Origin of the sequence: Luteibacter aegosomaticola, assembly GCF_023078475.1 — a bacterium.
Taxonomy (GTDB): domain Bacteria; phylum Pseudomonadota; class Gammaproteobacteria; order Xanthomonadales; family Rhodanobacteraceae; genus Luteibacter; species Luteibacter aegosomaticola.
The window spans coordinates 3128106-3152758 of the sequence record NZ_CP095741.1; the positions used below are offsets into that span (position 1 = coordinate 3128106).

General features: G+C 63.2%; 24 protein-coding genes. 10 read left to right on the forward strand and 14 right to left on the reverse strand.

All coding sequences use genetic code 11. The features are described from left to right. Positions 1 to 166 precede the first annotated feature (166 nt). The gene (locus L2Y96_RS13770) at positions 167 to 1084 is read right to left on the reverse strand and encodes a LysR family transcriptional regulator (protein ID WP_247327056.1); all 918 of its coding nucleotides are present in this window, start codon (positions 1082 to 1084) and stop codon (positions 167 to 169) included. Between the two features lie 97 nt (positions 1085 to 1181). Between L2Y96_RS13770 and L2Y96_RS13775 the strand changes: the two genes are divergently transcribed. Together L2Y96_RS13775 and L2Y96_RS13780 are read left to right on the forward strand one after the other, a co-directional pair. Continuing rightward, positions 1182 to 2009, forward strand: a complete 828-nt coding sequence (locus tag L2Y96_RS13775; RefSeq protein ID WP_247327057.1) for an SDR family oxidoreductase — start codon at positions 1182 to 1184, stop codon at positions 2007 to 2009. A gap of 130 nt (positions 2010 to 2139) precedes the next feature. Next, positions 2140 to 2478, forward strand: a complete 339-nt coding sequence (locus tag L2Y96_RS13780; protein WP_247327060.1) for a hypothetical protein — start codon at positions 2140 to 2142, stop codon at positions 2476 to 2478. Between the two features lie 3 nt (positions 2479 to 2481). On the opposite strand, the gene L2Y96_RS13785 is transcribed toward L2Y96_RS13780, so the two are convergent. From L2Y96_RS13785 to L2Y96_RS13795, 3 genes are all read right to left on the reverse strand, one after another. Beyond that, positions 2482 to 2694: a hypothetical protein gene (locus L2Y96_RS13785; RefSeq protein ID WP_247327063.1), complete on the reverse strand. Its 213-nt coding sequence runs from the start codon at positions 2692 to 2694 to the stop codon at positions 2482 to 2484. A 195-nt stretch (positions 2695 to 2889) separates the two neighbouring features. Next, positions 2890 to 4092, reverse strand: coding sequence for a glycoside hydrolase family 27 protein (locus L2Y96_RS13790; protein ID WP_247327076.1), 1203 nt, complete (start codon positions 4090 to 4092; stop codon positions 2890 to 2892). 38 nt (positions 4093 to 4130) lie between these two features. Next, on the reverse strand, positions 4131 to 7040 hold the full coding sequence (locus L2Y96_RS13795; protein ID WP_247327079.1) for a TonB-dependent receptor: 2910 nt from the start codon (positions 7038 to 7040) through the stop codon (positions 4131 to 4133). 339 nt (positions 7041 to 7379) lie between these two features. Between L2Y96_RS13795 and L2Y96_RS13800 the strand changes: the two genes are divergently transcribed. Next, complete coding sequence (locus L2Y96_RS13800) at positions 7380 to 9788, forward strand: glycosyl hydrolase family 95 catalytic domain-containing protein (RefSeq protein WP_247327081.1); 2409 nt, start codon at positions 7380 to 7382, stop codon at positions 9786 to 9788. A gap of 12 nt (positions 9789 to 9800) precedes the next feature. On the opposite strand, the gene L2Y96_RS13805 is transcribed toward L2Y96_RS13800, so the two are convergent. Then, entirely contained in the window at positions 9801 to 11048 is a 1248-nt protein-coding gene (locus tag L2Y96_RS13805) for a glycoside hydrolase family protein (protein WP_247327097.1), read from the reverse strand. Positions 11049 to 11198: 150 nt separating this feature from the next. Between L2Y96_RS13805 and L2Y96_RS13810 the strand changes: the two genes are divergently transcribed. Together L2Y96_RS13810 and L2Y96_RS13815 are read left to right on the forward strand one after the other, a co-directional pair. After that, the gene (locus L2Y96_RS13810; RefSeq protein WP_247327100.1) at positions 11199 to 11567 is read left to right on the forward strand and encodes a VOC family protein; all 369 of its coding nucleotides are present in this window, start codon (positions 11199 to 11201) and stop codon (positions 11565 to 11567) included. A gap of 12 nt (positions 11568 to 11579) precedes the next feature. Further along, positions 11580 to 12119 (forward strand): methylated-DNA--[protein]-cysteine S-methyltransferase, encoded by a 540-nt coding sequence (locus tag L2Y96_RS13815; protein WP_247327102.1) that lies wholly within the window; start codon positions 11580 to 11582, stop codon positions 12117 to 12119. A 42-nt stretch (positions 12120 to 12161) separates the two neighbouring features. On the opposite strand, the gene L2Y96_RS13820 is transcribed toward L2Y96_RS13815, so the two are convergent. From L2Y96_RS13820 to L2Y96_RS13830, 3 genes are all read right to left on the reverse strand, one after another. Beyond that, positions 12162 to 12908, reverse strand: coding sequence for an SDR family NAD(P)-dependent oxidoreductase (locus tag L2Y96_RS13820; RefSeq protein ID WP_247327114.1), 747 nt, complete (start codon positions 12906 to 12908; stop codon positions 12162 to 12164). A 45-nt stretch (positions 12909 to 12953) separates the two neighbouring features. Next, the gene (locus tag L2Y96_RS13825; RefSeq protein ID WP_247327116.1) at positions 12954 to 13790 is read right to left on the reverse strand and encodes an alpha/beta fold hydrolase; all 837 of its coding nucleotides are present in this window, start codon (positions 13788 to 13790) and stop codon (positions 12954 to 12956) included. Positions 13791 to 13874: 84 nt separating this feature from the next. After that, positions 13875 to 14807 carry a LysR family transcriptional regulator gene (locus L2Y96_RS13830; protein ID WP_247327119.1) on the reverse strand — a complete coding sequence of 311 codons (933 nt, stop codon included), beginning with the start codon at positions 14805 to 14807 and terminating at the stop codon, positions 13875 to 13877. A gap of 135 nt (positions 14808 to 14942) precedes the next feature. On the opposite strand from L2Y96_RS13830, the gene L2Y96_RS13835 reads away from it, so the two are divergent. Continuing rightward, positions 14943 to 15494 carry a lipocalin-like domain-containing protein gene (locus tag L2Y96_RS13835; protein WP_247327122.1) on the forward strand — a complete coding sequence of 184 codons (552 nt, stop codon included), beginning with the start codon at positions 14943 to 14945 and terminating at the stop codon, positions 15492 to 15494. Positions 15495 to 15581: 87 nt separating this feature from the next. Further along, positions 15582 to 16037, forward strand: coding sequence for a hypothetical protein (locus L2Y96_RS13840; RefSeq protein WP_247327125.1), 456 nt, complete (start codon positions 15582 to 15584; stop codon positions 16035 to 16037). A 3-nt stretch (positions 16038 to 16040) separates the two neighbouring features. Here the strand turns inward: L2Y96_RS13840 and L2Y96_RS13845 are convergent, their stop codons facing one another. From L2Y96_RS13845 to L2Y96_RS13855, 3 genes are all read right to left on the reverse strand, one after another. Beyond that, complete coding sequence (locus tag L2Y96_RS13845; protein WP_247327140.1) at positions 16041 to 16952, reverse strand: MASE1 domain-containing protein; 912 nt, start codon at positions 16950 to 16952, stop codon at positions 16041 to 16043. Positions 16953 to 17141: 189 nt separating this feature from the next. Next, positions 17142 to 17471, reverse strand: coding sequence for a hypothetical protein (locus L2Y96_RS13850; protein ID WP_247327143.1), 330 nt, complete (start codon positions 17469 to 17471; stop codon positions 17142 to 17144). 10 nt (positions 17472 to 17481) lie between these two features. Next, complete coding sequence (locus tag L2Y96_RS13855) at positions 17482 to 17619, reverse strand: hypothetical protein (RefSeq protein ID WP_247327148.1); 138 nt, start codon at positions 17617 to 17619, stop codon at positions 17482 to 17484. Positions 17620 to 17751: 132 nt separating this feature from the next. On the opposite strand from L2Y96_RS13855, the gene kdsA reads away from it, so the two are divergent. Then, entirely contained in the window at positions 17752 to 18597 is an 846-nt protein-coding gene (gene kdsA, locus L2Y96_RS13860; RefSeq protein WP_247327150.1) for a 3-deoxy-8-phosphooctulonate synthase, read from the forward strand. A gap of 9 nt (positions 18598 to 18606) precedes the next feature. On the opposite strand, the gene L2Y96_RS13865 is transcribed toward kdsA, so the two are convergent. The 3 genes from L2Y96_RS13865 to L2Y96_RS13875 all read right to left on the reverse strand — a co-directional run bounded on the left by L2Y96_RS13865 (position 18607) and on the right by L2Y96_RS13875 (position 21478). Continuing rightward, positions 18607 to 20187, reverse strand: a complete 1581-nt coding sequence (locus L2Y96_RS13865; RefSeq protein ID WP_247327155.1) for an asparagine synthase-related protein — start codon at positions 20185 to 20187, stop codon at positions 18607 to 18609. 81 nt (positions 20188 to 20268) lie between these two features. Beyond that, positions 20269 to 20433 carry a hypothetical protein gene (locus tag L2Y96_RS13870; protein WP_247327157.1) on the reverse strand — a complete coding sequence of 55 codons (165 nt, stop codon included), beginning with the start codon at positions 20431 to 20433 and terminating at the stop codon, positions 20269 to 20271. 82 nt (positions 20434 to 20515) lie between these two features. Further along, positions 20516 to 21478 carry a quinone oxidoreductase family protein gene (locus tag L2Y96_RS13875; protein WP_247327159.1) on the reverse strand — a complete coding sequence of 321 codons (963 nt, stop codon included), beginning with the start codon at positions 21476 to 21478 and terminating at the stop codon, positions 20516 to 20518. A gap of 117 nt (positions 21479 to 21595) precedes the next feature. Here L2Y96_RS13875 and L2Y96_RS13880 point away from each other — a divergent pair, with 117 nt between their 5' ends. Both L2Y96_RS13880 and L2Y96_RS13885 read left to right on the forward strand, forming a co-directional pair. Beyond that, positions 21596 to 22363, forward strand: a complete 768-nt coding sequence (locus L2Y96_RS13880) for a MipA/OmpV family protein (protein WP_247327161.1) — start codon at positions 21596 to 21598, stop codon at positions 22361 to 22363. 144 nt (positions 22364 to 22507) lie between these two features. Then, a complete protein-coding gene (locus L2Y96_RS13885) occupies positions 22508 to 24652 on the forward strand; it encodes a TonB-dependent siderophore receptor (protein WP_247327164.1) in 2145 nt (714 codons plus the stop codon). The last annotated feature ends 1 nt before the right edge of the window (position 24653 follow it).

The window sequence follows — 24653 nt, forward strand, 5'->3', positions numbered from 1 at the left end:
GAACCATCTTGCCATTCAGAATTCAAGTGCCGCAACGTAGTGATGCCCTAGAAGAGGAGGCTCCATTGAACGAGCGGCACGCTGAGCAAGGGCCCCGATGGGAGTGACGAACAGCCCGCGTGTCCCGCCAACAGCACAGCGATGGACGAGCTTCGACTACCTGGTGTCACGGCTGCCTCACACCCTGCAACCCCGCATCAACCTCCCGCACAACATCAATAAACGCCCGCAACGGCGCAGGCACCTGTCGATAGCTCGCATAGTAGAGACAAAGTGCCGGCGCCTGTGGTGACCACTCCGCAAGAAGCAACACAAGCGCGCCCTCAGCCAGAGCACCACGAGCAAACGGCTCCGGCACAAACGCAACGCCCATCCCCGCGACAGCCGCCGCGACCATCAAATCATTGTCATCCAGGCTAAGCGCCCCAGGCACATCCACCTGCACTTCCTGCTTGCCCTTGCCGAACTCCCAGCGGTAACGCTTGCCACTCGGTAGGCGCTGCCGAATGCAGCTGTGCTGCATCAGATCCTGCGGCTTGCGCGGCGTGCCTGCACGCTTGATGTACTCAGGCGACGCCACGGCAATGAACCGCACGGGCTCACCAAAGCGCACGGCAACCATGTCGCCTGGCACCGCCTCATCCAGACGAACGCCGACGTCGAATCCCTCGGCCACGATATCGACGAGGCGGCCTTCAGTGACGAGGTCGAGTTCGACCTGCGGGTGACGTTGAAGGAACAGAGGTATCGCGTTGTCCAGCAACCAGCGCGCACCGCCCTTATTCGCGTTGATCCGCAGCGTACCGACGATTTCGCCTTCACCGTGGCTCAGGTCGTCGAGCGTGTCGTCCAGATCCTGAAGCAAGGGCGCGGCGCGCTGGAGTAGCTTCTCGCCGGCTTCGGTCACGGCAACGCTTCGGGTCGTACGGTGCAGGAGGCGCACCCCAAGGCGATCCTCGAGCCCCTTCACGGCATGGCTCAGGGACGACCGTGACACCCCAAGGGTGTCCGCAGCGCGCTGGAAGCTGCGATGCCGCGCGACCTGGATAAACGCCTTCAGGTCCGTCAGGGTGATGTCCGGCATTGGTGAAAATCTCCCACTAGCCCATGCACATTGGTGCATCTTATCAGTCCAGTGGTCGGCGCCTATCTTGAGGGAACACCTTTACCGGAGAACCCCCATGAAGACCTGGCTAATCACTGGCGCCTCCTCAGGCCTGGGCCTCGATATGACACGCAAGCTCCTGGCCCGCGGCGATCGCGTGGTGGCCTGCGGCCGCCGCAGCGAAAGGCTGGAACCGCTGGCCGCCCAGGCAGGCGACCGCCTGCGCATCGCGCGCTTCGACCTGACAGACACCGCAGCGCTGCGCCGCGAGGTAGAAAACGCCTTCGCCGCCTTCGGCCGCATCGATGTCGTGGTGAGTAACGCCGGCTACGGCCTGTTCGGTGCCGCTGAGGAGGTCGGTGACGAACAGATCGATCGGCAGCTCGCGACCAACCTGACCAGCTCGATCCAGCTCGTGCGCGCCGTCCTACCCCACCTCCGCGCACAGGGCGGCGGCCGCATCGTGCAGGTTTCGTCCGAAGGCGGCCAGGTGGCCTACCCCAACTTCAGCCTGTACCACGCCACGAAATGGGGCATCGAAGGCTTCCTCGAAGCCGTCGCCCAGGAAGTGGCGCCGTTCGGTATCCATGTCGTCATTGCGGAGCCCGGCCCTACGGCCACGGAATTCGGCAGCGGCCTCGACCGCGCGCCGGAGACGCCGGTGTATGACGCTACTCCGGCCGGGGACGTGCGCCGCGGCATCGCGAACGGCTCGTTCAAGATCAAGGGCGACGCCGGACGCACCGTCGACGCGATCATCCAGATCGCCGACCAACGCCAGCCGCGCCTGCGCGTCGCGCTTGGCAGCACCGCGTTCGAGAACATCTACAAGTCCCTGCACGCCCGGCTGGACGACCTCACGGCGCAGAAGGCACTCGCCTACTCGGCCGACGTCGATGATTGAAAACCACCCATTGAGCTAATGAAGCAAGGGCTGCCGTTAACCCCGGCAGCCCACCCCATTTGCCCGCGCGCAAAAAAGGCGCTAAAAGCCATCCTGATTCAGGGGCTCAAACAGCAAACGGGAAAATGCCATGCGCACCCAGGTCTGGTTACCGCTTCTCATCTGTCTGACCGCAGCGACTGGCTGCCAGACCGCCCTCGCCGACCACAAGCAGGCCGACGACCAAAAGAAGTGCGCAGGCTACGGCTTCCAACCCGGCACAGATAAATTCGCCGAGTGCATGATGAAGCTCGATGAGAAGCGCGAAAATGCGGCCGCGGACGCCAAAGACGACGACGCCCGCATGAAGGCCCTAAGCATCAAGCGCAACGGCGACACCCGATTCCCCATCTGCAGCGCAGCCATGATGGATGCGAACCTCGATACCGTGAACAACGCCTGGTATGGGCCGAACTGCCGGCAGAAGTGAGCGTCACCGTCGCGACGCAATCCCCCACCGCAACGCCGCCACCTGCACGGCTGGCGCAACGCTATCCTCATCCGCCGCCATTCCAGACAAAGGCACATCCATGCCCTCGCCCTCAACCTCGGCAACCCACGCCACCTGGTGGTCAAACGCATCGTAGCTAACGGTCGCCCTTCTCCGGCGACCACGCTCATCGGTGATATGCATCTGCATCTGCACGGTAACTCTCCTGCGAGGAGTCACAATGAAGGAGGCCGCTCCTGCTGAGGATGCAGGAGCGGCCGGGTCGTCGTGGCGGGGTGAGGTGCCACGGGACAAGGTGCAGGCTCTCAGGCGGCAGGTAATGAATGTGTGAGCTACCGCTGCGATTACAGCAAACCTGCCGTTTTGGATTAACGACAGGTTCGCGAGGCGTTACTTGCTGATGCGATACATCACCGTAGCATGCGGCTCCAGCTTCACCTTGATCGCGCCGTCGCCCTTGGCGTCGGTATGCGCCCAAAGATCCCGCACGGTATGGCTCCCGCCGGCCTTCAGCCCGATCTCCGAAGGCGCCACGGACACATCCTTGGCCGAATCCCCTTCGTTGAACACCGCCACGGCCTTACCACCATCCTTCAGCGGCTTCACGATCACATGGATGCCATCGGCATCGCGCACCTGATGCCCCTGGACGCCCAGCGGGTCCTGGTCGATCGCGATCACATCCTTGTTAAGCAGAATCTGCAACGCATCCGGCTTGATCGTCCGCAAATCAGTACCGATCAGCAGCGGCGAGGCCATGATCGACCAGAGGCTGAAGTGGCTTCGGTACTCCACATCCGTCATGCCGCCATTGCCGACCTCAAGCATATCCGGATCATTCCAGTGCCCGAGGCTCGCGTACTTATCGAGCACCACGTTTTCCTTGAAGATCTTCAGCATCGACGCGTAGGTGTCCGTGATATCGCCCGTGGTACGCCACGACCCTGCGTTCACCGGCGCCTTGCTCGCCCACAGCCACGGCTTGTTCTCGCCCCACTCGCACATGCTGAAGAAGATCTGCCGGCCACTGTTGCGTAGCGCATTGGCCATGTCGGTGTAGCGCTTGTGCGCATCGAGCTTCTGGTTGTTGCAGTTGTCGTATTTGAGGTAGTCGACGTGCCACGAGGCGATGGTCTTTGCATCATCCACCTCATGGCCCAGGCCGCCCGGGAACCCACGATCCTCCTGCAACGGTTCGCAGGTCGACGTTCCCGCACTGGAGTAGACACCGAACTTCAACCCGCGCTGGTGGATGTAGTCGGCCAGCGCGGCAATACCGCTCGGGAAGCGCTTCGGGTTGGGCTGAAGGTGCCCGTCCTTGTCGCGCTGCCAGTTCGCCCAGCAGTCGTCCACGTTCACGTAACGGTAGCCGGCGTCCTTCAGCCCCAGGCTGATGAACTTGTCGGCGATGCCACGAATCATGGCTTCGTCGAACTCGGCGCGGCAGTGGGTGGAGTTCCAGTTGTTGAAACCCATCTGCGGCAGGAGGTCCGCGGTGTCGGCGGCCTTGGCCGGTGCGGTGGCGATACCCGCCGCGCACATGAGCGTGCCAAGGGCCGTGCCCCGAAGGATGTTTGCCAGCGTAGGGTTCATCGTCTTACCTCGTATCGGTGAAAAGAACTGCCGCACCATCAGAACGTGCCCCGCAAGCCCACCGTGTAGATGGTGCCGTCCGCTTCGGCATACAGGAAGCGATTGCGGTAGACGGAGTAGTCGTACAAGTGCTCGTGGGTCAGGTTGGTGCCGGAGACGAAGGCCGAGAGATGCTTGTTGATGGCGTAGCTCGCGCTCAAGTCCACCTGGCCGTAAGCGCTACGCGTGGCCGGCTGGGCGCCGCCGCCGTAGGAGATGCTCTCCAGGTACTTGCCACGCCAGTTGTACGCGACACGTACCTGCACGGGGCCCTTCTCGTAATACAAGCTCGCGTTGGCCGAATCGCCGATACCCGGCACAGCGAATTTGCCGGCGGAAGCGATCACACCCGGGCTCAGCGAGGTGCTGCTCTTCACATGCGTGTAGTTCAGCGCCATGCCCAGGCCATCGAACGGGTCGGGCAACAGGTTCTTGAACTGGTAGTTGAAGGTCAGCTCTTCGCCGTAGATGTTCGACGAATTCAGGTTGACCGGCTGGGTGAGCGACCAGGTCAGGGGCTGCCCGCTGTTCTGGTCGGTCAGGAACTGCACCGGCGAGCTCACCAGCGTGCTGAAGTTGCTGACCTTCTTGTAGAAGCCTTCCAGCGCGATGTAGCTGGCGTCGTCGATGTACCACTCCAGGCCCATGTCGTAGTTCCGCGAGGAATACGGCTGGAGCTGCGGGTTACCGCGCGAGATGGTCAGCGAGTTCGGGCGCACGCCGTAGCTGGTGTTGTAGTAGAGGTTGCTGAGCTGCGGCGGCGTCAGCGTCTTGGAGAGCGAGAATCGGTAGACCAGGTTATCCAGCAAGGTCCACTTGAAGTTCATCGACGGCAGCCACTTGTGATAGCCGCCCTCCGCCGACTGCGGCGCCAGCGGGCCATACGTCACCTGGGCATTGCTGGTGTCGTTGGGGTCGACGTAGTACGTCACCGGCGGCTGGTTCACCGCCGTCGAGGTCGAGACGATGTTGAGATACCGCACGCCCACGTCGAGCGCCCAGGGCATGTTCCAGGCGGTGCCTTCGAAAATACCCTTGGCGAAGAACGCCTTCTGGTTCTCGGCCACGTTGTTGTAGCTACCGGGGTTGGGCGCGGCATCGAGGGTGCCACCGTTCGCTGCCAGACCGGCCAGCAAGGCGTTGCGCTTGTCGTCCGGAAGCTGGTTGTAGGCTGCCGGCGACGCCAGCCAGGCCAGGTAGGCGCGCGGGTCGTACTGGATCCACTGCGACGGCGCACCCGGCGATGACACGCCATGGATCTTCGACGGCGCATCGTACACATAGGCGCCGACGGCATCCGGCGGCACATTGAGGGAATAGCCGCAGTAGGCGTTGCAGAGGATGCCGTTGGGCGTACCCCAGCTATCCGACTTCACGTACTGCTTGGAGTACTGCACGCCCGCCTGCAACCGCGAGAACACGCCGTCGAAGGCTTTGTCGAGCGTTAGCTGGTAGTTGTTGACCTTGTTGGTCACGTTGTTGCCCGAGCCCGCGTTGCAGCAGTGCGCCGCGAGGTTGGACATGTCGGTGGTCGACAGGATGTTCGAGTAGCTCGGCGGCTCGCTGTTGCCACCGTTGGTCCAGGTGGGGTTGGTACCGAAGTTCTTGGCACCGATCACGAGGAAGTAGCCGTTCGGGCTTTCCTTGTTCCACGCCTTGGAGCTGGACACATCCAGGCTCAGTTTGGTGTCCTGGTCGATATCGAAACCGAGGTTCAGGCCGTTCTGGTAGCTCTTTTCATAGCTCGGCGCATAGGACATGACGTAGTCGTTCGCCATGACGTTGGGGCCGGAGCTATTGCGCACGAAGTTGAGCGCGGTGCCGTTCGGGTCGAGCGTCATCGACTGGATATCGCCGGTGTTGCCGTACTCGCCGAACTCATGCTCCAGGCCATCGACCTTGTAGCTCGAGTACAAGGTATCGAACTGCACCGTCAGTTGGTCGATCGGCTTCCAGTCGATGGCGCCGCTAACGCCCTTGCGGGTGCGGGTCTCGTCCAGCACGTTCGTGGCCAGCGTTTCCGGAACCGCCACGCCGGTGTACGTCGGCACGGTCTGGTCTGGCTGGGTCTTGATGTCCTGATTGGCATACCAGGAACTGGCCTGGGTGTTGAGCTGGGTGTCCTTGCGCTTGTAGTACGACGCCGAGGCCATCCAGCCGAAGGTGTGGTCCGAGTTGGTCCAGCCCAGCAGACCCGAGGCCTTGGGCGTGGTCTTGCCTTCCCAGTCACCGGTCAGGTTGCTGTTCACCCCCGCCCCGCTCCACGCGCCGTGGAAACCGGTGAAGTCGAGCGGCCGCGCGGTCTGGATATTCACCACGCCGCCGATATCCACCTCGGGAATATCGGCCGACGAGGTCTTGTTGACCTGGGCAACGCTGATGATCTCGGACGGCAGCACGTCGAAATTGAAGGCACGCGAGCCCGAGGCCGTGGCCATGGGGCGCCCGTTGATCGTGACGGCCACGAAGTCCGGGCCGAAGCCGCGCACGGCGATCTGGCTGGATTCACCGCCACTGCGGTTCACCGAAACGCCCGGTACGCGCTGGAGCGCGTCGGCCACGTTGGGGTCAGGAAACTTGCCCGCCTCTTCGGCGGAGATGGAATCGACGACGTTGACCGCGTCCTGCTTGATCGCCTGCGCACGCTGCAGCGCGGCCAGCTGGCCGGTGACAGCCACGGCACCCAGTTCGGTCACCTTCTTATCGTCCCCGGCGTCAGCCGCGGGTTTGGTCGTCTTCGCCGGCTTGGCCGGCTTGGCCTGAGGCGCTGATGTTTGCGTTCCAGCCGGCGCCGTATCTGGCGCGGCCGCTGTCTGTGCATAGCCCGGTACGCCATAGCCCACCATCCAGGCGACACCCGTTGCCACGAGCGACCGCCGCACAGCGACCGCTAGTTTCGTTAGCTGCATGCTTACTCTCCCCGACGTTGTGGAAACCCCATGAGCACACACGGATTGCCGCCCTACGCTCACCGGCACCACCCCCCATTGGTGGCACCACGAAGCTTGGAGAGCCCGGGTCATCCCTACCGCCTGACCGAGCCGCCAGCGTCTACCGCGCATTTGTAGTACTTTTTAATCGTTGCCCAGTTTCCGCTCCTTCAACAAGCTGCGGCGCAACATGACAAGCGTGATTTAACCGCCTAGATTGATTTGTCTTACAATTTATTCGTCGAGGGGTATGGGCACGCGATGGCAGGTAGCGGAGATCCAGGCGGGGATCGGCTCGGCCGGCGGCGCTTCCTCAAGATGACCTGCACCACGGCGGCCCTGCTGCCGTGGCTTGCCCTGCCCCGTTTTGCTGAAGCAAAGCCCGTTTCGCGCCCTCTGGGCCCCATGCGGCGGGCTCTCGGCAAACACGTCCTCTGGTACGACACCCCCGCTGCAGAGGCCCACGTGCTGCGCGAGGCGTTACCCATCGGTAACGGACGCCTCGGCGCGCTGGTCGGCGGCGACCCGGCCTCGTCCTTCCTGTACCTCACCGATGCCTCGATGTGGCTGGGCAAACGCGATGTCGTGCTGGGTGACGATGGCCAGTTCGACTACACCACGGAACATTTCGGCAGCCTGGTGATGCTGGCAAAGCTGCGTCTGTCGGTGCATGGCCACGACATGGGCCACATCACCGACTACCGCCGTGAGCTGGACCTCGAACAAGGCTATTTGAGGATTTCGTACCGCAAGGACGGCGTTGCATACGCGTGGGATGTCATCGCCAGCCACCCGGACGACATGATCGCCATCCATCTGTCGCAAGGCGGTGGTGGCGCCTGCAGTGGTTCCATTGCGCTACAGGGCATGCACGGCGACACGACCGAAGCGACGAGCGTACCGGGCGCCTCACCAGCGGCTACGTGCCACTTCCAGGGTACCCTGGAGAACGGCCTGCGCTATGCGGCGCATGTCGTGGCCACGGCCGGCTCCGGCACGGTCAGCGCGGATGCCTCGGGCCTTCATTTTGCGAACTGCAGCACACTTTCCGTCATGGTCTGCGGCGGCACCAACTACACGCCGGAACTGGCATCGAACTACATGGATGCGTCGCTGTACCCGCTGAAGCGCGCAATCCAGAAGACCGAGGCCGCCGCGTCGCAGCCGTGGGATGCGCTGCTACGTACCCATGTCGCTGACTACCGCTCCCTGTTCGATGCCATGCACGTCGATCTGGGGGCTTCCACAGAAGCACAGCGCGGCATGGACACGTGGACCCGGCTCAGGGCGCGGGCCAGCGCCGGAGCACATGCCGACCCGGAGCTCGAAGCAACCTACCTGCAATACGGTCGCTACCTGACGATCGCCGGCTCGCGGGGTGGCTTGCCCACCGGCCTGCAAGGTCTCTGGCTCGACAGCAACGTGTCGCCGTGGATGGCCGACTACCACAACGACATCAATATCCAGATGAACTACTGGCTGCCCGACCGCGCGGGCTTGCCGTCGTGCTTCGCCCCCTTCACCGACTACTGCCTGAGCCAGGTGGATGCCTGGGCGACCGTGACGCGGCAGCATTTCAACGACCCGAGGAACAGCTACCGCAACAGCTCAGGCAAGGTCGCTGGCTGGACCGTCGGTATCTCCACCAACATCTACGGCGGCGGCGGTTGGCGCTGGCACCCCGCCGGCAACGCGTGGCTCTGCAACAACCTGTGGCAGCACTACCAGTACACGCAGGATCGCGCCTATCTCGCGCGCATCTATCCTTTGCTGAAGGGTGCCTGCGAGTTCTGGGAGGCACGCCTGCTGACCACTCGCATCAAAGACCCCGCGACAGGCGAGATGCGCGAGGTGCTGATCGATGATGCCGACTGGTCGCCCGAACACGGCCCCACGGACGCCAGGGGGAATACGTATTCGCAGGAATGGGTATGGGATCTGTTCGCCAACTATCGCCAGGCAGCGGCGATCCTCGGCAAGGACGCCGGTTACGCCACAAGGATTGCGCAACTGCACGCGCGGCTCTACTTGCCCGTGGTGAGCCCCAAGACCGGCTGGCTGGAAGAGTGGATGACACCGGACGATCTCGGCGAGCACGAGCACCGGCACCTGTCGCCCCTGGTCGGTTTCTTCCCCGGCGACCGGATCCGGACCGACACCAGCCCACCGGCACTGATCGAGGGCGTGAAGCGCCTTCTCGAGGCGCGGGGCACGGGCGGGTACGGATGGGCGTGCGCATGGCGTGCGATGTGCTGGGCGCGTCTGGGCGATGCGGCGAAAGCCTACCGGCTCATCCTCACCAACCTGTCGCCCTCGGAGCACCTGACCAACGGCACCGCGAAGAACCTGTTCGACATGTATCAGCTGGATGCCACATCCGAGGCGTTCCAGATCGACGCCAACTTCGGCACGCCTACGGCCATGCTCGAGATGTTGATGTCTTCGCGGCCTGGCGAAATCGTGCTTCTGCCCGCCCTGCCCGACGCGTGGGCGGCATCGGGGAGCGTGACAGGCATGGGTGCGCGCGGCGGGTTTCGGGTTGATCTAGCCTGGAAACAAGGCAAGGTCACGTCGGTGACGGTGCACAGCGTGGGCGGCAAGCAGACGCGCGTACGCTTCGGCGGATGGGCGACGGATGTCTCGCTCCGGCGGGGCGACGCCGTGACGCTTACCCCGGACACCACCGCAAGCCCGCATGATCGACGCTCAGCCGCGCAACGCGGCTGAGCGCATCGGGCATCAGATGCCGCGTGCTGGCTCGACCCACCTCGCCAGCTCTGCCGCCGACGCGCCATCGACGGTCTTACCGGCGGGTACGTCCACCTTCAGCCGCACGTAATACGGGCGCCGATGCGCACCCTTGTACAAATGCTTCTCGTCGGTCGGTGCATCCGAGGGGTCGTAACCTGCGAAGGTCAGGTAATACTGCTGATCCGCCGTCCTGATGATGGCCGGCACGCCCGGCGCCAGCACCTGCTGGCCCACGTAATTGGGCCACGCCGGCTTTTGCGCCTGCAGGAGGTACTTCACTTCCGGGTGGTTGATCTGCCCCCAGATGCCGGCCTTGTCGGGCATCTGTACGCGACGATAGTACGTGCCGGCGGTCGGCAGGAAATGATCGGACCACGCGATGCCGGCTTTGTAGTCCGGGCGGTTGTATGTGCCAACCGAATAGGTCATCACATACTTCCCGTCGATCTTCGTGATGTTGCCGGTCTCGATCAGCTGTACAGTCTTCGGTTGGTTCAAACCGAAGGCTAGCTCGGAGTTGTAACCACCGTCTGCCATCTCCGGCCCGAGTAACGGCACGGGAGGTACGCCGGCCTTCTGGGAAGGCGACTTCATCGCTTGCGCCACCACCGCATCCTGCCCTTCCCCGATCTTCCTGTTGTAGACCAGATAGAGCGTGCCGTTGTCTTCGAAGTACTTTCCGTCATAGTTATCCGGCGCGGGTTTCTCGACGCCTCCGACCAGCACGTCGTCGACTTGCCAGGCCGTAGGCACCCCTGCGCCCTCACTCGTCGGATGGGCATGCAGGATCACATTCCAGCCAGAGCCCGTGCCACCGATTTTCTTTAGGTGTGCCGTCACCGCCATCTGCCAGGCGCCGGTGTCATCCTGGAAGATGTTCAGGTTTTCGAAGTTATTGAGGTGTGCACCTGCGGCTGTCACCTTGTCGGCGAACGAGCCGGGATCAAGCTTCACCGGGCTCGCTGCAAAGCAGTCAGGCCGGATCTCTCCCGTACACGACAAGAGCTTCTGGTTCGTTCCGGCAAAGACGGGCAACCCACGCGATGCCTCGGGCGAGGTCGTGTGTATGGGATACGGATCCTGGAAATAGCCTTTGCCGCTACTGACGTCGACGGATGTCATCGGCTGGATCGTGATCTGCTGCTGCGGTAACGCCGTGTCGGCCTGTTGTGCGCCCGCCGTTCCGGTCGCACACGAGAGAATCGCGAGGCCAAGAGCGCTTAACGTCAATCGCATGGCGTGCTCCCTTCTGAGTAGGCACGAAGGCTAACAGCCGGAAGTGAATTCTATGTCCCGCTCGTATGGCACGAGCAAAGGCACACACCGCCTTGTTAGGCCGCCCGACCGAGCGTAGCCTCAATGACTTCATCGCCCTGGCCGCCTGCCATGTTCAAGAACCTCATCCCCAAGGTCTTCTACGATCATTTGCAGGAAGGCATTGAATTCTTCGTCGACGGCCTCGGCTTTGCGGTCCTGTACCGCGACGACGACATGGCCGTGATCGCCCGTGATGGCGCAAAGGCCTATCTGGTCGAAAGCCCGGAATTTGCAGCGAAGGATCGTCCGGAACTGAGTATCGACACAGACGATCTCGACGGGATCTTCCAGGAGCTGTCCCAACGCGTTCCGCACCTCCTGCATCCCAACGGTAACAGGCCCCAACTCAAGCCCTGGGGTTCCCGCGAGTTCGCCATGCTGGACAAGACGACTGTCTGCGTGATCTTTCGTGAATGGCCTGAAGACAAAAACAGCTAAGCTCTCACGACCATGCCATACGCTTATAAGCTTATTCCCTCCCCCGTAGGTCAGCTGAAACTGATCGCCAGCGACCAGGGGCTGGCTGCGATCCTTTGGGAGAACGACTCGCCCAGGCGTGTCGTCCTCCCGGTAGCCGAAGAAGCCAGCCAGCACCCAGTGCTGGACGAAGCGGCGCGCCAACTCAACGAATACTTCGCGGGCAAACGCAAGGTGTTTAACCTGCCGCTCGATTTCCACGGCACGGCGTTCCAGAAAGAAGTGTGGGCCGAACTGCTCCGCGTGCCCTTCGGTGAAACCCGTTCCTACGCGCAAATCGCGGAAGCCATCGGCCGGCCAACGGCCTCACGTGCTGTCGGCGCGGCAAACGGCCGTAACCCGATCTCAATCATCGCCCCATGCCATCGCATCATCGGCACGAACGGCAGCCTGACCGGCTTCGCTGGCGGTATCGCAGCAAAAACGTGGTTACTGACGCTGGAGGGTTCATTCACGCCGGCCTCTGCAACAGAACCCGCGCGAACAGGCGACCTTTTCGCGCACCACCGGTGACGGGAAGCCACCGGCGGTGCTAGCTCTCGCGTTCGAAGCGCCTTAGAGCTTCGAACCACCATCCACCGCGATCACCTCACCGTTCACCCAGCCCGAATCATTCGAAGCAAGGAAAACCACCGGGCCGACGATGTCATCCGGCTGCGCAACGCGCTGGAGCGCCTGCATACCGAGCGTAAAGTCCCGCCCTTCGTCGGTCCGTGCAAACTTCGACATGTCGGTCTCCACCACGCCCGGAGCCACCGCGTTCACGCGGATATCGCGCTTGCCGAGTGCCGCGGCGAAGTGCTTTACCAGGGTTTCCGTCGCACCCTTGGTCGCTGCGTAAGCCGAGAGATTGCCCACCGCCGAACGTGCCGCGAGTGAGGTGGTGAAAATCACCGAACTACCCTTGCCCAGGATCGGCAGCAACTGCTGGACGAGAAAATACGGGCCGCGGACATTCACGGCGAACTGGCGATCAAAGTCCTCGATGGTCTGCTCTTCAATCGTCGCGGCCGACGACACGCCCGCATTGTTCACGAGGATATCTAACCGCTCGCCGACGATCTTGCGCACCGCCGATGCCAGCTTGTGCGCACCATCCGATGCACCGAGATCGGCGCCGACGGCCGTAGCCCGACCACCTGCCTGCGTGATCGCGGAGACCACGTCATCGGCATCCTTGGGCGATGCGCTGTAGTGGACCAGTACCTGGGCACCGGCCTTAGCCAGGCCGAGAGCGATAGCGCGGCCAATGCCGCGCGAGCCGCCCGTAACGAGGGCGGTCTTGCCGTTAAGCGAGTTCATGAGTGTTCCTGATAGAAGAAGAAAGTGCAGCCACGCGGCCGCAGGTCACGCGGTGAGGAAGATCGTCGCGTGGGTCACGAAAAGGTCGGGGTACTGGTAGATCGAACCGTGGCCCGAATCCGGATAGACGATGAGCTGCGCGTTCGGCATCTCGTGCTGGAGCGTCAGCGAATGCACGGTGGGGATGATCGCGTCGTCGCTGCCCTGTACCACCAGCGTGGGCTGCGTGATGCTTTTCAGGTAGGCCAGCACGTCATCCGCCGGTGCAATCCACTTGCCGACCGCTTCGCCCTGGGCGGCAATCGTCTGTTCACTGACTTCCGGATCGCGATCCGTGCGCAGCCACTTCCGCTCGAGGAAGGCTAGCCCGGCCTTGCGGCTGCTATCAGTCGGTTTGAAGTGCACGTCCAACCACAGGTGCTCCGGCGGATCGTACGTGGCCGAGAAAAACTCATTGGAACGGCTGGCCGTCATGTCCTGGCCACGGTGCCCCGTACCCACGAGGATGATCTTGCGGACCAGATCCCCTCCCTGCAGCGCTATTTCCTGCGCAACGAAGCCACCGATCGAAATGCCGAGGACGTCGACCTGGGTCAGGCCAAGGGCGCGAATGAACGCGATGGCGTTGGCGCCCATGGCCTGGAAGTTATCCGGGGTCTCGCCCGATGAGCTGGAAACGCCAGCATTGTTGAACAGGATGACTTCGCGATCCCTGGCCAGCCCATCCGTCACAGCGGGGTCCCAGTAATCCATGGTGCCCGTGTAGTGCTGGTTGAACACGATGGGCACGCCGCCGGCCTTACCGAAACGGCGATAGGCGAAGCGGATACCGTTGGCTTCGACATACTGGGTCGGAGCGGTGTTGTGGTTATGCGATGACATGGCGTTTGCCTTTGTCCGTAAGGAGGAATGGACAAAGGTTAGGCCTGGAAAAGCCAGCACAGGAAAGACTTTGTTGGCAGCCCATCATGCCTCCCGGGCATGGCCCGGAACGGACAGGCCATCGAGTGCCTCGCCCGGCAACGCTGCCGCCATCTCTTCCTGCAGGAAGTCCACGAACCGCCGTACCCTCGGCGGCTGGAAGGTATTGGCGTGGTACATCGCATGGATCGGCGCCGGCGCCGACCAGGTATCGGGATGGACGAGGACCAGCCGCCCTTCGCGAACGTCATTCGCTACGGCCCAGAGTTGCCGGTAGGCAAATCCCCTGCCCAGCACCGCCCAGGTGCGGATGACTTCACTATCGGTGCATTCGTGATAACGACGAACGCGTACTACCGTATCGCCGATGCGCCATTCATTCCGTGGCCCCGCGTTAGTGGTAATGACAAGCGTAGGCAGCTCGGACAAATCACTCGGCTGCTCCGGCATGCCATGTGCGGCGATGCATGCGGGCGATGCGCAGACCACACGCCAACTGGAAGCGAGGCGGCGTGCGACGAGATCCGTGTCTTCGAGCGCGCCAACGCGCACGGCCACGTCGACATCATCCGGCACGAAGCGCGATAGCGAATCCGAAAGCGTCAGCACGATTCGCACCTCCGGATACCGCGCCATGAACCGGTCCAGAATATGTACCAGGAGGTTGCGCCCAAGGTCCGATGGCGCAGAGACGCGCAAGGTGCCGCTCACCTGCTCCGTGCCGCTACGAACGACGCGCTCGGCCTCGCGCATGGTTTCAATCGCCACGCGACAGGAAGCGACGTAGATGCGTCCCTCATCGGTGAGCCGAAGCTGGCGCGTGGTGCGTTCGAACAGGCGCGCACCCAGTGCGGCCTCGATCCGTTGCACGCAGGCACTGGCCGCCGCTGGCGAAAGGCCGGCGCGGCGTCCGGCCGATGAGAGGCTGCCGAGGTCGGCGGCGTCGACGAGCAGCTGCATATCGCTCAGGCGGTTCATGGATCCATCCTCCGGGACGGCCGTTTGGCCGGATCATCTTCAAATCCTGCTTGAAGGTCAATCAAGATAGGGACTCATTATCAAAATCCGCTGCGCGAGAGAGGATCTGGCCACCACCCAGCCCGAGGCACCGCCATGTCGCGTTTCAACACTTCCCTGCTCGCTTCCGCACTCGCCCTGGCGCTCGTCGCCCCGCTGGCATCTGCCGCCCCGGCAGCGTCCACCGACACCACGATGATGAAGGGCACGATGCCGGTCCCCAAGGAACTGGTCGGCGCGTGGACACTCGTCCGTTGTGACAACGTCTACCCCGACGGCCACCGGGTCGAACTCTACGGGCCATCGCCCGAAGGCATGTGGCTTATCGATGCACACGGCGATTACATGATGCAGATCGTGAGCTCAAAGCGGATGCCGTTTGCCGTGAACGACAAGTCAAAAGGCACGCCGGAGGAATACAAGGCGGCATCGATGGGCTTCAATGCGCATTACGGACATGTAAGCGCTGACGCAAACATGATGCATAGCCAGATCGTGCGGGCATCGTTTCCCAACTGGGATGGCAAAGGCGGCGACACCGCCTACACAATTAAGAACGATGAGCTGACCTATACCGTGGCGAAGCCGTCAAGCGGCGCCGCGGAAGGCGCGCATGGCGAGGTGGTATGGCGTCGAGTCGGCTCGTAATTCTCGGCCGGAAAACGGCCTGACTTCATATACGTGAGTTAGTTACACGCGTTACGCTAGGCGGACCATTACGACCATGGAGGTCCTATGCACGTGCACGTCCGTCGCACCCTGCCGTCCCTTGCCCTGCTCGCCGCGCTTCTCGCAGGGCCCGCCCTCGCCGCCGCACCGGCGGCCAATGGGCTCGGCCAGGCCTGGCCTAACACCACCGATGTGAGCGCCAATCCGAATTGGCATGTGTATGTGTTTGCGCGTGGAAGCACGCGGTACATCCAGATCAACGACGCGCAAGGCGTAGTGCGTGGTGCGTTTGCGCGCACCCCGTACAGCCTGGTGGGCTTGCCGATCGGCACGGATGCCGGAAACCTCTCCACGCCGGACGAGCCGCTGCCCGCACCAGCAAGCCGTGCGTCCGTGCAGGTTTACAGCGGCGATGGCGTGCAGGCCTACGTGGCTCCGCAGGCCGATGGCACGGCAAGGCTCATGCTGGTACCAACGGATTGCAAGAGCGATCCGATCGAGTGCAATAAGGGCGCCCCCTAAAACCTAGCTCTTCTGGAGCACAGCATGGGCGGCAAGGCTCGCCTTGCCGCCCATGATCAACCCGGCCGAGATCGCAAGGGCCAGCGCGACCTGGCAATACATCACCGCTGGGTCGCGCACTGCATGGCTGGTCAGAGCGAGCGCAACGCTCGCTGCGGAGCCAGCTATAGCGGTGCCATGCCAACGATAGCGCCACGCCATAACCGCCATGGGCAGCATCATGGCAAGACGCGCCAATTGCCTGACGTCTGATACCTCAGAATTGTTCGCCTGCCAGACGAGCATGGCGAGCACAGGTATCAACCACAAACAACTATCGCGAAAGAGCGAGCTACGCCAGAGTGCACCGAATGTCGGCAACTTGCCCATCTGGTCCTGGACGGCGAGCATGGCCGGCACGACCGTGAGGCCACCTAGATAGCCGCCAAACAGATAGGTGCTGAATCCGGTGGCCAAGGTGGCACTCACACCACCGTCGGGCGACGACGACATCAATGCGACCCATAGAGACGCCGTATCACGAAGTGCACTCAATAGTGCGCAACACAGGGCGGCCGTCAACACGTAACCGATGCGGACCTGGCCGTCGGGCGCACGAACCGATCCCCACAGGCGCAGCGGCTTCATGGCCGCCATGCAAATCACGATCTGCGGCACGGATGCGGCGAGCAGCCATGCCAGACCAAACGACTCCATGCACAACAAGGCGCTCTCGAATACAGGAAGAAGCTCGCCCAGCGCGAGCGCCGGCCAAAGCCGCATAGGCACCAACAACAAACAGCCCAGCCGCAAGCCGACCGTGAGTTCCCAATGGGAAATACTCAACTGGTACGCCACGCGATAGACGGCCGCATAGACGGCTGCAACGGCCAGATGCTGGCCCCAAACTCTCCAATGCTCCGTGCTTGCGCTCACGCCATCCCCTTAGCGATCCCTGTGTTGTCCACTAAGGGTGGCAGAAGCGCCCCCAAAAGTCCCCTCATCTACCTTGCGAGAGTCGCAGAAATCATTCCGTTGCCGAAAACGCGTGTCACTCGCGACCGAACGGCAATATCGACGTGGTATATCGCCCCACGTCGTTGATCTACGTCACTTTTTCCAGCATCACTTCAAAAGCATATAGGCCGCATACAGCAACAGCAGCACTGCGGACCACTCCAACGGCATCCCGAGAAAGGTATGCGGTTCGCGCTTCTGCACCACCATGCCGGTGTCCGGGTAGGTGTGGAACAGCGCCTCCTTGCGGTTCACCTTGCGGCCGATCAGCCACACGATGACGGCGCTGACGAGCAACGCAAGGGGAGGCACGACATGGTGCGAAGAGTAATAGCCCTGCCCCATGACCCCGTCGATACAGAACTGGGCCGCGATAAGGACGGCGATGGGCACGATGAGCGCGAGGCAGCCAGCGCCCCGCCAGGCAAAGAACAGCACGCCCGCCCCCTTAGAGCGCTTGCAGCAGGTAGTGCGCGATACCCCAGGCGATGGCGGCGAGCACGGTGCTCTTCACCATCAGATCGGCCCGGCGGGCGTGGAGGGCGATGGCGCGCGGTTCGCGCGAGGGGTTGGGCTGCTGCGGCATGGCACGGTCCTTCGGGGATTTAGAGTCTCCCGAGGCTTAACGGCCATCCGGCTAGGCGCTTTAGCCCTGAAACGTGAAGACCCCGCTCGCAGTACCATAGAGGGCTAGCCCCAGCCCCCTTTCGGAGTCGAGATGAACGTTTCCATTGCACCCGGCGTAGACGTCGGTAACCGCCTGCCCTTCGTGCTTTTTGGCGGCATCAACGTGCTGGAGGACCTCGATTCCACCTTGCACGCGGCGTCGCATTACGTCGACGTGACCCGCAAGCTGGGCATCCCATACGTGTTCAAGGCCAGCTTCGACAAGGCCAACCGCTCGTCCATCCACTCCTTCCGCGGCGTGGGCCTCGACGAAGGCATGCGCATCTTCGAGCGCGTGAAGGCGGAATTCGGCTGCCCGGTCATCACCGACGTGCATGAAATCTTCCAGGCACCGGTCGTCGCCGAGGTAGTGGATGTGCTGCAGATCCCGGCCTTCCTGGCTCGCCAGACCGATCTGGTGGAAGCCATCGCGAAGACCGGCCGTGCCGTCAACATCAAGAAGCCGCAGTTCATGAGCCCCACGCAGATGAAGCACGTGACGGGCAAGATCAAGGAAGCCGGCAACGAGCGAATCATCCTTTGCGAGCGCGGCGCTCAGTTCGGCTATGACAATCTCGTGGTCGACATGCTCGGTTTCCGCGAGATGATCGAATCGACGGGTGGCTACCCGGCCATCTTCGACGTGACCCACAGCCTGCAGCGCCGTGATTCCGGTAGCGAAGCCAGCGGCGGCCGCCGTCGCCAGGTGCTGGAACTCGCCCGCGCCGGCATGGCCGTCGGTATCGGCGGCCTGTTCCTGGAAGCCCACGCCGACCCGGACAACGCCCGCTGCGATGGCCCAAGCGCCCTGCCGCTCCATGCCCTCGAGCCGTTCCTGGCGCAGATCAAGGCCATCGACGATCTGGTGAAGGGCTTCGCACCGCTGGATATTCGCTAACGCGAGACCTCAGGCGCTCGCTTGCCGGGCGCACCGTTCCAGCGACAGGAACGAGGCAAACGCCGACGAGGCCGGGTGCGACCGCGTCTCGGCGATCGTTTCCAGGAGCGCAAGGACCGCTCTCCGGTCAACCAGCCCCAGGTCGGCCAGCGCGCACTCACGCAGTTGGCCGGCAAGGCGGGGCGCGTGGGTCGCTATCAGCGGCGGCAGCACGTTGGCAAAGGTCTCCTTGAGGTAGCCCTTCGGAAACACATCGCCGCCAAGGTGGCTTTCGAGGTAACGCCGCATCACCTCCCTGCCCTCGCGGCTGCTCCGTGGCAAGCGATGGCACAGGTACGCGAGGCGCGGATCGCTCAGCGGGTTGACCGGCCACTGGCCATGCTTGAGCAGGTCGGGGGCGCGGCATGCGCTGGCAAGCAACGACGTTACCGGCACCGGGCTGGCGGGCGCGTCGAAAAGCGGGCGGCTACGCGACGCGGCCAGCGCGCGTGGCGTCAGCAAGCCCTCCGCATAGCTGCGGGCATCGCGTGCCCATAGCGGCCCTTTGGCAGCGCCGGCGGAAACTTCATCGAGGTACGCCGGGAAAAGCTCATCTCCACCTATGCCCGTGAAGAGTGTATGGCGGCCTTTGTCGCGCGCGGATGCCCACAAGGCCGAGCAGGCCTCGAGGTAGAACTCGCGGCAGAACCCGTAAGTCTCGTGCGGCGCATCCAGATCGAGGCCGGGCGGCAGTGCCGAGATATCCACCGTATGGTCGGCAAGGCCAAGGCGCTCCGCGATAAACCTGCGCCTCTGCACTTGCGGCCCGCGTACCTCGCCGTCGAGAAGGATACCCTTGCTATCGATATCTCCGTGCAGCTGCGCAAGCGCGACGGCAACGGTCGCCGAATCCATGCCGCCGCTGAGTTCGAGGGACACACTGCCTTCGGCCCACGGACGCGACGAAACGGCACTCGCAAGCGCTTCAGCAAAGCGCGGCAACCTATCCTCACCGTCGTCCTCGGTGGGCGCGCCATCTGCCATGGGCTCGGGGTAACGGAACCGTGCCCTGCCCGGCTCCACCTCCATCGCCGCGCGCTCGGTGAGCATGACAACGCCTGTGTACAGCTGCCTTGCCGCGTAGCTGGTATGCAAGGCGAGTTGGTGGCTCGCCACTTCCGTATCGATCATCGCCGGGCGGTCAGCGAAATCCGCGGAATCCCACGAGATGGAGACGTGGTCGTCGACCGCTGCGCAATACACCGGCGCCGACCCAATCACACCCGCGCGGATGCGAAGACGATGCCCTGCCTGGGCGCCTTCGACCATGATGTAGTCCAGGGGCCAGAGCAGGCATGCCTGGTGAAGCGCGTGAAACTCGCCGTCGTCGCGTACATCGACGATAGTGAGCGGGCTTGCGGAGTCCCGCGACGTGGCACCGGCCTGGCGCTCCCTGGTCACCATGAACCAGCGGCCGGATGCCCGAACAACGACCGTCTCAAGCATCGGGTGCGCATGCGGCGTGATGCGGCTCGCTCCGATAGCCAGCCTTGCTTCATGCCACGTGGGCGCGAACGCCACATCGGATAATGCGATCTCGGCCTTGATCACCAACGAACTCCTTTCATGAAAAAGCCGCCCCGGGAACGAGGCGGCTTCGGCGTTGCAGCGGATGGGGCAAGGCCCCGGGGCTCAGCCCCAATCGCCGCCGCTGTGCGTGGAACCGATGCGACCGATATCGCCCACATCGTCAATCTTCGGCGCCCACTTCATGGCCATCGTATTTGCCTGGATGGGACCATCCATCTGGACACCAAAAACGTTGACGTCGTGCATCGGCTGTTCGCGCTTTTCCATGATAACGCTCCGAAGTTAGTAGGCCGCCCTACGCGGCGTCATCGACCGTAGCATAGGGAGACCGGCGCGCGGCCCGCCAGGACTATGCAATATCGGTAGTCATGACGACCTTGCCGATGGCTCCACGGCTTTCGAGGAACCGATGTGCCGCTGCGCCATCATGCAGTGCGAATGTCGCCGCCAGCGTCGGTGTCAGCTCACCCTCGCGGATCAGCTTGAACAACGCGGCCGCACGCTCCCGGCGAATGGATGCACTCGTAAGCACATTCCACAGATCGCCGCCGGTGAGTGTCAGCGAACGGTCCATCAACAGACGAGGGTCGACGAAGTCCGGATCACCTGCAGCCATGCCGTAGAACACCACGGTACCGCCGGTTCGCGTCGCGGCGAGGCTCTCACCCAACGTACGGCCGACGGAATCATAGGCGACGTGCACGCCCAACCCTTCCGTTGCTTCGTGCACGCGCTTGACCAGGTGGTCGTAGCCGAGCGTGACATCCGCGCCTGCATCGCGCGCCGCCGCGCGCTTGGTGTCCGATGACGCCACGCCGATAACGCGGACGCCTTTCGCCCGGAGCATCTGCACCAATAGCAACCCTACACCGCCCGCTGCCGCATGCACGAGCGCCACTTGCCCCGCCACAGGGCGCGAGCTATCGGTCACCAGGTACTGCGCGGTCAAACCCTGCAACAGGACGGCGGCGGCTGTTTCATAGGTGATGTGATCAGGCAGCGGAATCAGCTTGTCTGCATCGACAACCACCTTCCCCGCATTGGCATGTGGCATGTCGGCGAAACCGACGCGCGTGCCCGGTGGGAACGGGCCACCTTCGGAGACGACATCACCAGCCCCTTCGTACCCAAGGATCCACGGCGCCGCGCCCGCGAGATGGTACGTACCGTTACGACGGTACACGTCGGCGAAATTCAACCCCACGGCGCGCATGCGCACGAGCACCTGGCCCGGGCCGGGCACGGGATCAGCGATGTCCTCCCACTGCAGTACATCAGCGGCACCAAACTCGCGAAACACAAGAGCCTTCATGGGAAATCCAGGAGCAAGCCAATCAATGGGCTCCATGATAAGCCCGCGAACAGGCAATGTTGAGGCAATGTTCACCCATCACCATGCGGCGCTTTCGAAACAGAGGCAGCCTGGTTGATGGCACGTAAACTTATGCTCTGCGGTGTATCCGTACTCACGATGGCGTCGTGCTTCACGGCGCACGCGCAGGACCGCAGCGAGCAGGGCAAGCTCAGCCTTGGCCTGGGCGTGGCATGGAGCCCGAGCCCGTATCGCTCGTATGACAACAAGGCGTGGCCGCTCCCGGTGGCCAGCTACGAGGGCCAGCGTTTCTTCCTTCGCGGGCCGAGCTTCGGCGCCCGGCTGTGGAACTCGTCGTCCAGCGAACTGGCGGTGGCACTGTCACCCATCGGCAATCGCTTCCGGCACGAGGACAGCCGAAACTCACAGCTGCGCCAGCTCAAGGATCGCGACCTCTCCGCGCAGCTCGGCCTGCAGTGGCAGACGAAAGGCACCTGGGGCCGCGTCGCGCTCGCCGCGCAGAAGGAGGTCACCGGCCACGGCGGCGGCCACGTGTTCGATGCCAATTACTCGTATGCCATGCCCTTCGGCTCCGCCGTCGTCATCACCCCGATGGTCGGCGTGGCATACACGAGCAGCGCACTCAACGACTACTACTACGGCGTGAGCCGGAAAGAAGCGCTGCGCAGCGGCCTTCCTGCCTACCGTAGTGGTTCGTCATCCGCGCCATACGCCGGTGCATCGGCATTTATCAAACTGGGTGCGCGCTGGTCGGCCGTCGGTACGTTCCGCTACAGCCGCCTCGCTGACGAGATCAGTGACAGCCCCATGGTCCACGGCGACAGCACGGTTGGCTACTCCGCGGCACTGATGTACCGGTTCTGATCGCGCGGCCGGTCGGCGAACACGCACGGCCGGCCTCGCATCTATTTGCGAATCGTTCGCATTCTAAGGATAATCTCAGGCTCACACGTAACGCCAAGCCATCCCTGCCCGGGTAGCCGGCCATCGACCACAAGGCCCCTACCCATGGACTCTCAACTGTCCAGGCGCTCGCTTGCGCCTCGCGTTTCTGCCCTCTGCTTCGGCCTGGCACTGGCCCTGGCGCATACGGCCGCCGCCGCAGCGGACGCCGACAGCGAAGCGAAGAAGAAGCGTTCCGAGACGACCACCCTCGACAAGGTTGCCGTGCAGGCAACGACATTCGATGCAACGTCGTCGGGAAGCAAGATCGATATCCCGAACCTTGAAACCGCCCAGGCCGTCTCGGTGATCCCGCGCCAGCTGATCGATGACCAGGGCGTGCGCCGCCTGCCCGATGCGCTACGCAATGTCGCCGGCGTGTCGCGCAGTGATGTCTATGGTTTCTTCGACGGCTTCAATATCCGCGGTTTTGATGCCTCGCAGGGGGCGACGTACCTGGATGGGCTAGCGCTGACCAATGAAATGGCCAGCACGGAACTGGGCGGTCTCGAGCGGATCGAAGTGGTCAAGGGGCCGGCCTCCGGGCTGTACGGCCAGGGCCCGCTGTCCGGGCTGGTGAACCTGATGAGCAAGCGGCCGCGCAACGACTCGTTCGTGGATGTCCGTGCGGCCGTCGGCACGGACGATTTCCGCGAACTGGGGGTCGACGCAAATACCCCGCTCTCGAAGGACGGCCATTGGCTCGGACGCCTGAATATCATCCGCCGCGAGCAGGACTACTTCGTCGACGGTTCGGACGCCAAGCGTACGTATATCGCGCCAGCCCTCACCTGGGCACCGAGCTCCGACACGACCTGGACCTTCCTCGGCACGTACCAGCGCGATCGCATGCATCCCTGGTCGCCCACCACCGCCTACGGCACGCTGCTGTACAACCCGAACGGCCGCCTCCCACGCAGCCGCGCCGTGAACGACACGGACTATCCGGCGGAGCAGGCGCGCGATCTGAAGGCCATCGGCTGGCAGCTCGACCAGCGCCTTAACGACTGGCTTTCATTCCATCAAGGCGTGCGCTACGAGGATTTCCACAACACATGGGACCACTGGCTATTTGCCAGCGGCCTTCATGAAGACGACATGCGGACGCTCGACCGCTTCTACTACGGCCCCTACAACGAACATGGGCACGCGCTGCGCATCGACAACAACCTGACGATGACCGGCAGCACAGGTGCCATCGAGCATGAGGTTCTGGTCGGCGTCGATTTCGCGCGGCGCATGAACAGCTGGTCCAATAACTTCGACTACGGACCCTACCCGGTCGATATCTACGCGCCGCAATACGGAATCGTCCCGGCGCCCGTGAATCTCGACATCACCCACTCGCGCGGCGACACCAAGCAGCTGGGCTGGTACGTGCAGGACCACGCCAAATGGGGCAAATGGACAGCCACGTTCGGCGCGCGCATCGATAAGGCACGGACAGGCACTGGCGAGGACCAGGTCTCCGACACGGCAATCAGCCCACGCGTCGGCCTCACTTATGCGATCAGTGAGAGCGCCGCGTGGTACGCGAACTGGTCGAAGTCATTCAACCCGCAGGGCGGCTATCCGCGTTGGGACGGCGGCAATGTGCCGCCGGAGCGTGGCCGTGACATCGAGACCGGCCTGAAGGTGCAATCCTCCGACGGCAGCCTGCACGGCATGGTCACCGCGTTCCAGCTCACTCGCCAGAACGTGGCGACCGAGGATTTCGAACACCCGAATTTCTACGTGGTGACCGGCGAGCAGCGCAGCCGGGGTCTCGAACTGGAAGGTGGCATCCACCCTACGGCAGGCCTGGATATCACCCTCGCCTACGCGTGGACCAAGGCTCAGATTACCAAGGACAACACGCTGCCGACGGGCGTGCGTCTGGCGGGTATTCCGCGACACAACGCAAACCTGTGGGCGAAATACATGGTGCAGGCCGGCGCGCTGGCTGGCTGGGGCGTCGGCGGTGGCGTGACCTACCAGAGCAACGAGCTGGCCAGTAACTACGAGCCCACCGATCCCATTTACGGCAAGCCGTTCCTGATCAAGCCCTACACCTTGTTCGACGCGGCGGTTTACTACACACATGGCCCGTGGGATGCACAGGTCAACGTGCGCAACCTCTTCGACAGGAAGTACTTCGTCACGGCATCGAGCGACCGCACCGCCTGGGGCACGCCGCGGAGCATCATGTTCGAAGTGGAACGGCACTTCTAGG